Annotated in this window: 14 protein-coding genes; all 14 read left to right on the top strand. The window is 66.2% G+C overall.

Features of this window, described 5'->3' with window-relative positions; all coding sequences use genetic code 11:
• Positions 1–47: 47 nt before the first annotated feature.
• Entirely contained in the window at positions 48–1649 is a 1602-nt protein-coding gene (ftsY, locus tag GOSPT_RS08175) for a signal recognition particle-docking protein FtsY (RefSeq protein ID WP_005205023.1), read from the top strand.
• A gap of 175 nt (positions 1650–1824) precedes the next feature.
• The gene (locus GOSPT_RS08170; RefSeq protein ID WP_005205015.1) at positions 1825–3168 is read left to right on the top strand and encodes an ammonium transporter; all 1344 of its coding nucleotides are present in this window, start codon (positions 1825–1827) and stop codon (positions 3166–3168) included.
• Positions 3169–3217: 49 nt separating this feature from the next.
• Entirely contained in the window at positions 3218–3556 is a 339-nt protein-coding gene (locus GOSPT_RS08165) for a P-II family nitrogen regulator (protein ID WP_005176661.1), read from the top strand.
• Positions 3557–3561: 5 nt separating this feature from the next.
• Positions 3562–6195, top strand: a complete 2634-nt coding sequence (locus tag GOSPT_RS08160) for a [protein-PII] uridylyltransferase (protein ID WP_005205013.1) — start codon at positions 3562–3564, stop codon at positions 6193–6195.
• A 90-nt stretch (positions 6196–6285) separates the two neighbouring features.
• A complete protein-coding gene (gene ffh, locus GOSPT_RS08155; RefSeq protein WP_005205011.1) occupies positions 6286–7842 on the top strand; it encodes a signal recognition particle protein in 1557 nt (518 codons plus the stop codon).
• Between the two features lie 2 nt (positions 7843–7844).
• Entirely contained in the window at positions 7845–8933 is a 1089-nt protein-coding gene (locus GOSPT_RS08150) for an amidohydrolase family protein (protein WP_005205009.1), read from the top strand.
• Positions 8934–9368: 435 nt separating this feature from the next.
• The gene (rpsP, locus tag GOSPT_RS08145) at positions 9369–9833 is read left to right on the top strand and encodes a 30S ribosomal protein S16 (protein WP_005205007.1); all 465 of its coding nucleotides are present in this window, start codon (positions 9369–9371) and stop codon (positions 9831–9833) included.
• Positions 9830–10072 (top strand): RNA-binding protein, encoded by a 243-nt coding sequence (locus tag GOSPT_RS08140; RefSeq protein WP_005176668.1) that lies wholly within the window; start codon positions 9830–9832, stop codon positions 10070–10072. Before rpsP ends, GOSPT_RS08140 begins: the two co-directional genes overlap by 4 nt.
• Before the next feature lie 14 nt (positions 10073–10086).
• On the top strand, positions 10087–10608 hold the full coding sequence (gene rimM / locus GOSPT_RS08135) for a ribosome maturation factor RimM (protein ID WP_039855184.1): 522 nt from the start codon (positions 10087–10089) through the stop codon (positions 10606–10608).
• A 53-nt stretch (positions 10609–10661) separates the two neighbouring features.
• Complete coding sequence (gene trmD, locus GOSPT_RS08130; protein WP_039855216.1) at positions 10662–11342, top strand: tRNA (guanosine(37)-N1)-methyltransferase TrmD; 681 nt, start codon at positions 10662–10664, stop codon at positions 11340–11342.
• 160 nt (positions 11343–11502) lie between these two features.
• Entirely contained in the window at positions 11503–11865 is a 363-nt protein-coding gene (locus GOSPT_RS08125) for a YbaB/EbfC family nucleoid-associated protein (protein ID WP_005205000.1), read from the top strand.
• A complete protein-coding gene (locus GOSPT_RS08120) occupies positions 11862–12236 on the top strand; it encodes a hypothetical protein (protein ID WP_005204999.1) in 375 nt (124 codons plus the stop codon). The genes GOSPT_RS08125 and GOSPT_RS08120 overlap by 4 nt, the downstream gene beginning before the upstream one ends.
• Positions 12233–13273, top strand: a complete 1041-nt coding sequence (locus GOSPT_RS08115; RefSeq protein ID WP_005204997.1) for a hypothetical protein — start codon at positions 12233–12235, stop codon at positions 13271–13273. Before GOSPT_RS08120 ends, GOSPT_RS08115 begins: the two co-directional genes overlap by 4 nt.
• A 230-nt stretch (positions 13274–13503) precedes the next feature.
• Positions 13504–13845, top strand: a complete 342-nt coding sequence (gene rplS, locus GOSPT_RS08110; RefSeq protein ID WP_005204995.1) for a 50S ribosomal protein L19 — start codon at positions 13504–13506, stop codon at positions 13843–13845.
• Positions 13846–13861 lie beyond the last annotated feature (16 nt).

The following is a 13861-nucleotide window of genomic DNA, read 5'->3' as shown; positions in this document are numbered from 1 at the left end:
ACGATGGACAACGCAGCCCGAGATATGCGGGAAGAACTGGAGAAGCAGTGAACACCGGAATCATCATCGGAATCGTCATCGCGGTCGTCGTCATCCTCGCGTTGATCGTCGCGGGTCTCGTACTCGCGCGTCGACGACGCATCTCCCTCCACGACGACGAGCAGACGCAAGTCGTAGACGGCTCGAAACCGCAGGTCGATCGCTCAGGCGGGTACAAGGCGTCGTCGGGCTTCAGCTTCAGCCAGGGTGGCGCGGCGTCGGGAACCGCTGTCGCGCAACCACCCGAGCCGACCATCGCGCCCACCGAGCGGACCGAGGTTGACGGTCAGCCCGGCGTCGGCGACGACGCATCGGTCCCGCGCGACTCGGAACGTCGCGGCATCACCAACGTCACGCTGCCCGATACCGCCGACGTTGAGACAGCAGACACCGCGACTACCGACACTGCGACTACCGACACTGCGACTAGCGACACCACTGCACCGGCCGCAGACACCACCGATACCGCTGCACCGACCGCGGACGGCACCGACACCGGTGCGACCACCGAAGAGTCGGCGCTGACCAGCGAATCGGTGCCGCTTGACGAGTACACAGATTCGTCGGTCACCACCCCGCTGTTCGAGGAGATCGTCGAGTCGGTCGGTGAGAGTCCCGACGAGATCATCGAAGAGATCGACGAGATCGAGGACGAGGAGGCTGCGGCCACAGCTCCGCCGCGTGAGGAGATCGAGCCGACGGCAGGCCGACTCGGTCGGCTGCGTGGGCGCCTGTCGCGGTCGCAGGGCGCGATCGGCAAGAGCATGCTCGGGCTGCTCGGTGCAGGCGACCTCGACGAGGAGAGCTGGGAGGAGATCGAGGACACCCTGGTCATGGCCGACCTCGGCTCGGCCGCGACCGAAGCGGTCATCGAACGGCTCCGCACCGAGCTGGCCACCAATCCGGTGCGCAACGCCGACGACGCTCGCGCACTGCTGCGCAGGGTGCTCGTCGAACAACTACACCCCGAATTCGACCGTTCGATCCGTGCGCTGCCTCATGCCGACACACCGGCGGTGGTACTCGTCGTCGGCGTCAACGGAACCGGCAAGACCACGACGACGGGCAAACTCGCGCGCGTCCTCGTCGCCGACGGTAGGCGCGTATTGCTCGGCGCGGCCGACACATTCCGAGCCGCGGCGGCAGATCAGCTACAGACATGGGGCGAGCGCGTCGGTGCAGATATCGTGCGCGGCAAGGAACAGGCCGACCCGGCGGCAGTGGCATTCGACGCCGTCGCGAAGGGGATCGACGAGGGCGTCGACGTGGTGCTCATCGACACGGCGGGACGTCTGCACACCAAGACCGGTCTGATGGACGAGCTCGGAAAGGTCAAGCGAGTCGTCGAGAAGAAGGCTCCCGTCGACGAGGTGATCCTCGTCCTCGATGCCACCGTCGGCCAGAACGGACTGACTCAGGCGAAGGTCTTCGCCGAGGTCGTCGACATCACCGGCGTCGCATTGACCAAGCTCGACGGAACCGCCAAGGGCGGCATCGTGTTCAACGTCCAAGAGGTGCTCGGCGTCCCGGTGAAGCTCGTCGGACTCGGCGAGGGAGCCGACGATCTCGCGCCGTTCGACCCGGAAGCGTTCATCGACGCGCTTCTGTAAGCTGCGAAAAACCTTTGAGGCCATGTCCGATTCACCTGGCGATTTACCTTCGCGAAATGTGAATCGGGCTTTGGTTCACACGCTCGAAACACGGGAGCACCACAGCTGAAACCACTGCCCGACAGAGTCTTTGCAGGCGCCGAGCCGTCGGCGCGCTCTGAGGAGGTTTTCTACAGTGGTCTCTGCACTACCGGATAGTGTTTTCGGAGAGCCCGACGCCGGCAATACAGCATGGATGCTGGCCAGTGCGTCGATGGTTCTTCTGATGACTCCAGCGCTGGCCTTCTTCTACGGGGGTTTGTCTCGGGGTAAAGCAGTTCTGAACATGATGATGATGTCGTTCGGCTCGGTTGCGACCGTCAGCATCGTCTACGTCTTGTGGGGGTTTTCGGAGTCGTTCGGAAATACCGTCACCGGTGACTCCGATATCTGGGGCATCTTCTCGAATCCGTTCTCGCTGTTCGGATCCGATCAGCTGATGAACACGGCGGGTACCGAAGACAAGCCGACATACGTGTTGTGGACCGGCGTCGACACCCACGTTCCCGCCATTGTCTTCCTTGCCTTCCAGCTCACCTTCGCCGTCATCACCGTCGCCCTGATCTCGGGGGCTGTTGCAGAGCGCGTGAAGTTCTCCACCTGGCTGGTGTTCTCGGTGCTGTGGTCCACCATCGTCTACTTCCCGCTCTCCCACATGGTGTGGGGCGGCGGCCTGATGTCGAACGCCGAAAAGGGCTTCGCGTCATGGATGTTCGGCACGAACTCGGACGGAACCGCCAACGTGGCGCCGATCGACTTCGCCGGTGGCACGGTCGTCCACATCAACGCCGGTATGGCCGGTCTGGTGTTGGCCATCATCGTCGGTGCACGTGTCGGCTTCGGCAAGACCGCCTACCGGCCGCACAACATCCCGTTCGTGATGCTCGGTGCCGCACTGCTGTGGTTCGGTTGGTTCGGCTTCAATGCGGGCTCCGAGCTCGCCGCGGACATGACGGCAGGCAAGGTCTGGGTCAACACGACTGCCGCAACCGCGGCGGCAATGATCGGCTGGCTCGGGGTTGAATGGGTGCGCGACAAGCACGCCACCAGCGTTGGCGCGGCGTCGGGCATCGTTGCCGGTCTTGTCGCCATCACCCCTGCCTGTGGCGCGTTGACGCCGGTTGGTTCGCTCATCCTCGGCGTGATCGCGGGTGCTCTCGCAGCGGTTGCCATCGGACTCAAGAACAAGTTCGGATACGACGATTCGCTCGACGTCGTCGGTGTTCACCTGGTCGCAGGACTCTGGGGCACCATCGGCATCGGCTTCCTGGCCAAGGACACGGGCCTGTTCTGGGGCGGCGACTACAAGCAGCTCGTGGTGCAGATCGTGATCGCCGCATTCGCACTCGCGTTCACCGGTGTTCTCACCGCGATCATCGCTCTGGTGCTCAAGCCGCTCGGCTGGCGCATCAAGCCCGATGAGGAGAAGAGTGGCATCGATGAGGCAGAACATGCCGAGACCGCGTACGAACTGGCATGAATCCCCGGTCGTTGACTACTACGCTGAATCCTGTGGAGAGGGATAACCAATGAAGCTCATCACCGCAATCGTGAAACCGTTCACGCTTGAGGACGTCAAAGCCGGCCTGGAGCAGGCCGGGATTCTGGGAATGACCGTCAGTGAGGTGCAGGGTTACGGTCGCCAGAAGGGCCATACCGAGGTGTACCGCGGCGCTGAATACTCGGTCGACTTCGTTCCCAAGGTACGAGTCGAGGTCGTCGTCGACGACGCGGCTGTCGACAAGGTCGTCGATGTCATCGTGGAGGCCGCGCGAACCGGCAAGATCGGTGACGGAAAGGTGTGGGTCTCCCCGGTCGAGTCGGTCGTTCGCGTCCGAACCGGCGAGCGCGGCGCAGACGCGCTGTAGGCCCGTTGCCTTTCGTCAACTCCGACCGTGGCCCTGCGTCCGACGATTCGTCGGGTGCGGGGCCACGGCCCGGAATGGGACCAGGCGGTGGCCCTCTCGCAGCGACCGACCTGGCACGTACCCGTAAGCAACTCACCGAGGCCACCGGTGCCGGGAGGCTCGACGCCCCCGGGTTACGGCAGGTTCTGGTCGACCTGCACGAATTCTGGCTGACAAGCAAGGCGGCCGAGCTCGGGATCAGGCCGCACAGCGGACTGGCGATCGTCGCCGTCGGCGGACTCGGGCGCGGGGAGATGCTTCCGCATTCCGACCTCGACCTGATCCTGCTGCACGACGACCTCGCCGTCGAACGGCTTTCAGAAGTTGCCGACGGACTCTGGTATCCGCTGTGGGACGCCAACATTCCGCTCGATCACAGCGTGCGCACGGTCCCTCAGGCCCTGCAGGTCGCCGCCGAGGACACCACGGCCGCGCTGGGATTGCTCGAGGCGCGCCACATCGTGGGCGACGAGGATCTGTCGTCGCTGCTGATCGGGGGAGTGCGCCAGCAGTGGCGCACCGAGATCAGACACCGCTTCCCCGAAGTGGTCGAGCACGCACAGGATCGATGGCGTCGCGCGGGAGATATCGCGCATCGCGCGGAACCCGACCTGAAGAACGGTCGCGGGGGCCTGCGCGACGTGCAACTCCTCGGCGCGCTGGCCATCGCGCAACTCACCGACGGCATGGGAGGCCTGCGTCCCGATTCGCCGAATGCGGGGCCGCAGATGGCCTATCACCGATTGTTGGACATCCGTACCGAACTGCACCGGATCGCCGGGCGTCCCCGGGAGCAGGTGCGCGCACAGGACGCCGACGAGATGGGTGCATCGCTGCGCATCGGCGACCGCTTCGACCTCGCGCGCGTCATCAGCGACTCCGCCCGCACGATCAGCTACTCGATCGACGTCGGCCTGCGGACTGCGGGCAATGCGTTACCGCGCCGCGGTCTCTCGAAGCTGAGGCGATCGCCCATCCGACGTCCGCTCGACGAGGGCGTGGTGGAGCACAACGGTGAGATCGTGTTGGCGCGCAACGCGATTCCGAGCAAAGATCCAGGACTCATCCTTCGCGTCGCGTCGGCGTCGGCGCGTACCGGACTGCCGATCAGCGCCTCGACGCTCTCGCGGCTCGCCGACTACGCACCAGAACTGCGCGAGCCGTGGCCGGCAGAAGCGCTGAGCGACCTGCTGGTGTTGCTCGGTTCCGGGCATCACATGATCGATCCCATCGAGGCGCTCGACCGCACCGGGCTGTGGGGCCGACTCCTGCCGGAGTGGGGTGCGGTCCGTGATCTTCCGCCACGAGACGCGGTGCACACCTGGACCGTCGACCGCCACCTCGTCGAGACCGCTGCCTACGCGAGCTCGATGACGACCCGCGTCTCGCGACCCGACCTGCTGGTGCTCGGTGCGCTGATCCACGACCTCGGCAAGGGACGCGGTGCCGACCACAGCATCGTCGGAGCCGAACTCGCCGTACAGGTGGGCAACAGGTTCGGACTCTGGCCGCAAGATGTCGACGTGCTGTCGGAGCTGGTGCGTCATCATCTGTTGCTGCCGTCGATTGCGACGCGACGCGACCTCGACGATCCGGCAACCGCGACAGAGGTCGCAGAGACTCTCGGATACGACAGGGTGCTGCTGGAACTACTTGCGGCACTTGCCGAAGCGGATTCACGGGCCACGGGTCCCGGTGTCTGGGGTGAGTGGAAAGCGTCGCTGATCAACGATCTCGTCCGACGCACGATGCGCCTGATCGACGGCGAAACCCCCGAGGAGCCCGAACCGCTCAGTGCGCAGACGCGTGCGCTCGCAGAGTCCGGTGAGTATGCGGTCAGCATCACGCAGGGGGAGGGACCGCACACGTTCACCGTGGTGATGGTCGCGCCCGACACGCCGGGTCTGCTGTCGAAGATGGCGGGAGTCGTCGCGTTGAACGGGTTGCGGTCGCACTCCGCGACGGTTCAGGGAATCGAGACGTCGGACGGGCAACGCCGCGCGGTCAACACGTTTGTCGTGGTCCCGACATTCGGCTCGCCGCCGGAGGCCGGTCTGCTTCGCCAGCAGTTGATCGCGGCCGTGGAGGGCAAGATCGACGTCATCGAGCGTCTCGACGCGCGCGAAAGCAGTTCGCCGATCCCGACGATCGGCTCGGTCAATGCCGCACCGGGGATCGGAGCCGGTGCCGCGGCGGGAAGTACCGATCCCGCCGTCGATGGTGCCGGGCATCCCAAGAACGCGGTACCCGCGCTGTTCGCCATCGCTCCGCCGCGGGTCCTCTGGGCCTCCGCGCCGTCCGACGACGAGGTGCTGATGGAGTTGCGCACCGACGATCGCCTGGGTCTGCTCAGTCGCGTCAGCAAGGTCATCGAGCAGCAGGGAGCCGACGTCCGGTGGGCGAAGGTGACGACTCTCGGGCCGACCGTCGTCGACAACTTCTGTCTTCGTCTGGCCGACGACACCCCGCAGGCGCGTACCGCCTTGGCTGATGCCGTGATCGTGGCATGTCCACCGCCTCAGCCGCGTTCGGAGGACGACAGCGACGGCGGCTCCGCGGGCACGACCGGCTCCGGACGATCAGGCGTCCCGATCAGTTGACGATCTCGTTCACCCTGTCGACGGTCGGCAGGGTGAACGAGAGACGCACCGCTGCGGCGAGCACACGTCGGCTCATGGGACACTGGAACAATGTTCGACTCCCTCTCCGATCGCTTGACCGGTGCGCTGAAGGATTTGCGCGGCAAGGGACGCCTGTCCGACGCCGACATCGACCGCACCGCACGTGAGATCCGTCTTGCCCTCCTCGAGGCCGACGTCTCTCTTCCCGTGGTGCGCGCCTTCATCGCCCGGATCAAGGAGCGCGCCAAGGGCGCCGAGGTCTCGCAGGCGCTCAACCCCGCCCAGCAGGTCGTCAAGATAGTCAACGAGGAGCTCATCGGCATCCTCGGCGGCGAGACGCGCCGCGTGCAGTTCGCCAAGAGCGCGCCGACCGTCATCATGCTCGCGGGCCTGCAGGGCGCGGGTAAGACCACCCTCGCGGGCAAGCTCGGCCACTGGCTCAAGCAACAGGGTCACACTCCGCTGCTCGTCGCCTGCGACCTCCAGCGGCCAGGTGCCGTTTCTCAGCTGCAGATCGTCGGCGAGCGCGCGGGTGTCCCGGTGTTCGCGCCCGATCCCGGGACCAGCATCGGCCAGACGGGCGATCTGGGCACGGTCAGCCACGGCGATCCCGTCGCCGTCGCGCGCGCAGGCGTCGCCGAGGCCCGCGATCACCACTACGACGTCGTGCTCATCGACACCGCCGGTCGCCTCGGTATCGACGAGGAGCTGATGGGCCAGGCCTCCGACATCCGTGAGGCAACTCAGCCCGACGAAGTGCTCTTCGTCGTCGACGCGATGATCGGCCAAGACGCGGTGGCCACCGCGGAAGCCTTCCAGAGCGGCGTCGGATTCACGGGTGTCGTGCTCACCAAGCTCGACGGTGACGCTCGCGGCGGTGCTGCCCTGTCGGTCCGTGAGGTGACCGGTCAGCCGATCATGTTCGCGTCGTCCGGTGAGAAGCTCGAGGACTTCGACGTCTTCCACCCCGACCGAATGGCGAGCCGCATCCTCGGTATGGGCGACGTGCTCAGCCTCATCGAACAGGCCGAACAGCACTGGGATGCCGAGCAGGCAGAAGCCGCCGCACAGAAGATCAGCCAGGGCGAGTTGACACTCGAGGACTTCCTCGAGCAGATGCAGATGCTGCGTCGCATGGGACCGATCGGCAACATCCTCGGGATGCTGCCGGGCGCCAACCAGATGAAAGACGCTCTCTCGCAGGTCGACGACAAGCAACTCGACCGCGTGCAAGCCATCATCCGGGGCATGACTCCCGCCGAGCGCGACAACCCGAAGATCATCAACGCCTCACGCCGACTTCGCATCGCGAACGGCTCGGGTGTGACGGTCAGCGAGGTCAATCAGCTTGTCGACCGGTTCTTCGAGGCTCGCAAGATGATGGCTCAGATGTCCGGTCGCATGGGCTTGGGCGGCGGTTCTCGCAAGACCAACCGTAAAAAGGGCAAGGGCAAGAAGGGCAAAGCCAAGGGACGTGGACCGACACCACCGAAGGTGCGCGGCGGTTTCCCCGGTATGCCCGGTGGTTTCCCCGATCTCTCGGGCATGCCTGCTGGTCTCGACGAACTGCCCCCGGGCCTCGAAGGCATCGATATCTCGCAGTTCCAGCAGCCGAAGAAGAAGTAGCCGTGAGCGGTCGCGGATCGTCGACGGCACGTCACTATCGCGGTCACGATCCGTTGACCGATGAGCTCGTCGAGCTGTGGGTGGTCGGTGAGACCATCTCGCGCGAGCCGGTGCCCGACGCCACGACCGTCGCCACCGACGGCTGGATCGTTCCGGGACTCGTCGATGCCCACAATCACGTGGGAATCGCGCCGGGACTCGGCGTGACCATCGAGCAGGCCCGCGCGTTCGCGCGCGCCGACGCCGAAGCCGGGGCACTGCTCATCCGCGAGGTCGGTTCACCGCTCGACACCCACCCACTCGACGCCGACGCCGGCCCCCTGTTCATCCGGTCCGGCAAGCACATCGCGCGCGCCAAGCGGTACCTGCGCGGATACGGCATCGAACTCGACGAGCCCGACGACCTACCCGCTGAGGTGGCCCGACAGGCTGCTGCAGGCGACGGCTGGGTCAAGCTCGTCGGTGACTGGATCGACCGCGGGGTGGGCGACCTCGCCCCGCTGTGGACCCGATCCCAACTCGACGGTGCCGTTGCTGCGGCGCATGACGCGGGTGCTCGCATCACGGCGCATGTGTTCGGCAGTGACGGGCTCGACGACCTCATCGCGGCTGGCGTCGACTGCATCGAGCACGGCACCGGCCTACACGCCGATCAGATCGACCTGCTGGTCGAGAAGTCGATTGCCCTGGTGCCCACCATGATTCAGGTCGACAACTTCCCCGAGATCGCCGCGGGCGCAGACAAATACCCGACATACGCCGCGCACATGCGCAAGCTGCATGCCGATGCGCCCGCGACATTTGCCGCGGCGCGCGAGGCGGGCGTTGCGATGTACGCGGGTACCGATGCCGGTGGATTCATCGGGCATGGGCGCATCGTCGACGAGATCGAGCGGCTCGCGGGTATCGGCCTCGGTGCCGCAGGTGCTCTCGCATCGGCGACCACCGAACCCCGACGCTGGCTCGGAGCGGGAACTCTCGAGCACGGTGACCGCGCCGACTTCCTCGTCCTCGATGACGATCCTCGGGCGGATCTCTCGACGCTTCGACGCCCCCGCGCCGTTGTGTGCGCAGGCGGTCATGTCGTCTGACGGTCACGCTTTCGGGCCGGCGACGAATCCGGTGTGAGGTACGCCACCTTTCATGCCGTGGTTTCCCTTGTTACCGCCTAGTAGGGTGGCACTCACGTTGCATTGAGGCGCGTCGGCGGGTCCCGACTTCGGTCGGGCCACGCGCAACGCTCGTTCTGGGGGGCCGAGCGCGGTTGTGTGGCCTGTGGGTCCGTTTCTGTCGTATGGAGCATGCGGTTGCCTTGTCGCGGGGTGGGCATCCGCATGCTCCATACGCGTTGACAGCGCCGCAGTCGCGGCGATTTCTCCTCCCCGGTGCCGTCTGGCACAATGGATCCTCGGTTCGTCGGACCGGTTACGCACCGCCCGACGGTCACACCCGAATAGATCGCAAAACCGGGTCCGCCACTTCCGGCGGGCCGCTGAATTGCGCAGTGACCACTGGAGAAGCAACACATGTCTGTCAAGATCAAGCTCACGCGGCTCGGCAAGATCCGCAACCCGCAGTACCGCATCGTCGTCGCAGATTCTCGGACCCGCCGCAACGGCCGGGTGATCGAGACCATCGGCAAGTACCACCCGAAGGAAGAGCCGAGCCTCATCGAGGTCGATTCCGAGCGCGCGCAGTACTGGCTGGGTGTCGGCGCACAGCCGACCGAGCCCGTCGCCGCGATCCTCAAGATCACCGGTGATTGGCAGAAGTACAAGGGTCTGCCGGGCGCCGAGGGCACGCTGAAGGTTGCCGAGCCCAAGACCTCCAAGCTCGACCTGTTCAACGCGGCACTCGCCGCCGCCGACAGCGAGCCCGTCGCCGAGGCGACCACCCCCAAGAAGAAGGCCGCCAAGAAGGCTGACGATGCGCCTGCCGCAGACGAGGCTCCGGCTGAGGCTGCTGCCGGCGACGCCAAGGACCAGGCGTGAGCGCTGTCGTCGCCGACGCGGTCGAACATCTCGTCCGCGGAATCGTTGCCAACCCCGACGACGTGCGCGTCGAACTGATCACCGGTCGGCGAGGCCGCCTCGTCGAGGTACACGTCAACCCTGAGGATCTCGGAAAAGTCATCGGTCGTAACGGTCGCACGGCAACCGCGTTGCGCACCCTGGTCTCCGGAATCGGTGGCCGTGGTGTGCGCGTCGACATCGTCGACACCGATCGCTGAGTAGACGCTCCACGATGGATCTCGTCGTCGGACGTGTCGCGAAGTCACACGGTATTCGTGGTGAAGTAGTTGTCGACGTGCGTACCGACGTTCCGGAGGATCGCTTCGCGGTCGGCTCGGTCGTCCGTGGCCGACCCGGTCGTGGGGGAGACGAAAAGAATTACACGGTGACAGCCGCCCGGCAGCATGCCGGGCGGCTGTTGCTGTCGTTGGCCGAGGTGTCCGACCGCACCGCGGCCGACGCATTGCGCGGCACGCTCTTCCTCATCGACAGCGCCGACGTCGACTCGGGCGACGACCCGGACGAGTTCTATGACCACGAACTCGAAGGCGTCGAGGTCACCACCATCGAGGGCGAACGGGTTGGCGTTGTCGGCTCGGTGCTGCATCTGCCTGCCAACGATCTGCTGGCCGTGAAGACAGCCGATGGGCGCGAGGTTCTGGTGCCGTTCGTGCGCGAGATCGTGCCGACCGTCGGACTCGACGGCATCGTGATCGACCCGCCCGACGGGCTGCTCGACGTCGGCGAGTCATGAGCGAATCACCGCGTACGGATTCGGTACGCGCGGATCCTTTGCGCACCGGTCCCATGCGCATCGATATCGTCTCCATTTTTCCCGAGTATCTCGATCCCCTGCGTATTGCGTTGCTGGGCAGGGCGATCGACAAGGGGGCGATCGAGGTCGGGGTTCACGATCTCCGTGACTGGACCCACGACATCCACCGCGCCGTCGACGATTCGCCGTACGGTGGCGGGCCGGGCATGGTGATGAAACCCGACGTCTGGGGGCCGTGTCTCGATGAGGTGTGCCCAGACGACGCCCTCCTCGTGGTCCCGACGCCCGCGGGCATTCCATTCCGACAAGAAACCGCGCAACGCTACAGCCGCGAAAAGCATCTCGTGTTCGCGTGCGGCAGGTACGAGGGAATCGACCAGCGAGTCTTCGACGACGCCGCCCGGCGCGTCCGCGTCGAAGAGGTCTCCCTCGGCGATTTCGTGCTGATCGGTGGCGAAGTGGCCGCGATGGCGATGATCGAGGCGACCGTGCGGCTCATCGACGGTGTCCTCGGCAACCCGCGCTCGCACGAGGAGGATTCGTTCTCCGACGGGCTGCTCGAAGGTCCGAGCTACACCCGCCCCGTGCAGTGGCGCGGACTCGACGTCCCGCCGGTCTTGCTCAGTGGCGACCACGCCAAAGTCGCCGCCTGGCGTCACGAGCAGTCGCTGGAACGAACTCGCGAGCGCAGACCCGACCTGCTCGACGACTGACTCTCCTGGCTTCCATGGCGGGCTCTCCGGGGCCTTCTCGGCGGTCCGCGATTTCCACAGGTGTGCGTTGAGACGGCGTGTGCCTGTCGGCGTCCGGTTATGATCTCCGCAAACCGGGCAGTGACAGCGAAGCGGTCGACGGGGTGGGGAGGGAAGTGCTGTGCGGGATCGATGGACACGCATGCTCGACGAGGTCGACCATCAGCGCGTCGAATTGGCAAGAGTCGCAGGCGAACTCGATCGGCTGACCGCGCAGGCGTCGACTCCCGATCGGTTGGTGAGCGTGACCGTCGGGTCGCGGGGACTCGTGCGCGACATCGACATTCGCCCTGCCGCATTGCGCCACTACCGTGCTGATCAGCTCTCCTCGACCATCGTCGAACTAGCCACGCGCGCAGACTTGGAGCTCCACGACCAGCGAGAGCGCCTGTTGCGCACCGTGTCCGAGCTCGGACCCACCTACTCCGACGTCCGGCGAAGCCACGACGAGGCGCCGACGCGTCGAGACGAGGTACCCCGATGAACGAGCAGTCGCGCACACCTCACGACGACACGGCGACGATGCGTGTCGACGGCACGGCGAACGCCGATCTGGGGCGCCGACTGTCCGAGATCGCCCGACGTGTCGACGCGATGGGCGACGAAGTGATGGCCGTCGGACTCGTCGTCGGTGACGCGATGGGTCAGGGCGCGCCCGCCGCGGCGTTTCGTCCGGGGGCGCTGCGTGCGGAACAGGGGTGCTCGCGTGGAGTCGAGGGGCTGTCGCAGGCGCTCACGGTCATCGCCGACAACGCCGTCGCCGGGGCGACGCAGGTGGTCGAGGTCGACCGCGAACTCGACGCTCAGTTCCGCACATCCGGTCAGATCGCCGGATCAGACAGGTGCGCGCCATGAACGGACGCGTGAACACCACGTACCCCGCCGCCGGCGCGACGGAGGAGCTTCGACGTCTTGCCGAATCGCTCGCACCCGGGTGCTGGCCGAGCGCCGACGAGACCGCGCTCGTCGACTGTGGCCGCCGCCTCCGCGGAATCGGTGACGAACTGCGCGACCTCGCCGACGTCATCGACGCCCTACGACGCGATCACGACGGGTCGGGACGCTTCCACGACGGGCTGATCGACGCCCTCACGCAGGTGACGTCGGACGTCACCGGCATGCGCGGCGTTGCCGACAGATTCGCTGCATTCGCCACGTCGCTCGACACCTTTGCACTGGCGACCGTCGACGCGCGTGCGGAGGTGACACTGCTCGCGTCCATCGCCGATCGCGACCGGTTGGCGGGCTCGGTGGCCGACGCACTCGGCGACGACTCGGCTCGGGTGTCGGCGGCGAGCGCGGGTCGATACGCGCTGTCCGCCGCGGGTGACGAGTACACCGGGCGCGCCGGGGATGCGGGCGATTCCGCAGCACAGGTGGCCGATTCGGAACAGCGAACCGAATCGACTCCGCCGGCTGCGACCAGCGGCATGATGACGGCGGGAGGTTTCGGGGCGCTCGGGGCGCTGGGGGCGTCGGCGGGTGGCGCGCTGCAGGGTGCCCGCGCCGTGGGAGCCCAAGCCAGTACCCCCGACATCGACCCGACATGGCTGATCGAGCGTGCGGCGATATTGCAGACGTCGCTGCCGTCGCCCTTCTCCGAGTGGATGCGTGTGGCGATCGGCGTCGGAACCGACGCGGACGGAGGCCAGGTCAGGGTGGTCGCGACCAGCGACCCGCAGCCGTATCAGCGCCCGGGTTTCGCGATCGCACCCAGCGAGTTGCTCGCGGGCGATGGAGGCCCGCCCGAGTACGCGATCGTCGCCGAGATGGCACGCGCGCGGCTGACACCCGTCATCGTGGCGTCGGCCATGACGATGCCGCAGGGAATTGCATCGGTGCTGGTGGCAGAGGGTGTTGCGGTGGCATCGCCGCCGTCGCCGCGAACGTGAGCCGACGTTTGGGGTGCCTGCTCGTACCGCGGACGCGCGATTTCACTTCCACCCTGGTGCTCTGGCACAATGGACGGGTTGCCTGAGGCCGTCGACAGACGTCTCGGGCATGACTCGGAGCACGAACCGGTTCGAACCGTTCACGCCGTATCGTCGGAACGTCGACGCCAATGGCGGGGGTCGCCAGGTTCCTCTGTTCATCAGTAGCCACATTAAGGAACAACGACATCATGAACACCCTCGACTTCCTCGACAAGCAGTCGCTGCGCGACGACATCCCCGCGTTCGGCCCCGGTGACACCCTCGACGTTCACGTCAAGGTCATCGAAGGCTCCAAGGAGCGCGTCCAGGTCTTCAAGGGTGTCGTCATCCGTCGCCAGGGTGGCGGTGTCCGCGAGACCTTCACCGTCCGCAAGGTGTCGTTCGGTGTCGGCGTGGAGCGTACCTTCCCGGTGCACAGCCCCAACATCGCCAAGATCGACGTCCTGACTCGCGGCGACGTGCGTCGCGCGAAGCTCTACTACCTGCGCGATCTGCGCGGCAAGGCAGCCAAGATCAAGGAAAAGCGCTGACGCGTCTACCCTGACG

It is taken from the genome of Gordonia sputi NBRC 100414 (assembly GCF_000248055.1).
Classification (GTDB): Bacteria; Actinomycetota; Actinomycetes; order Mycobacteriales; family Mycobacteriaceae; genus Gordonia; species Gordonia sputi.
This window is presented reverse-complemented; position numbering and strand designations above follow the sequence as displayed.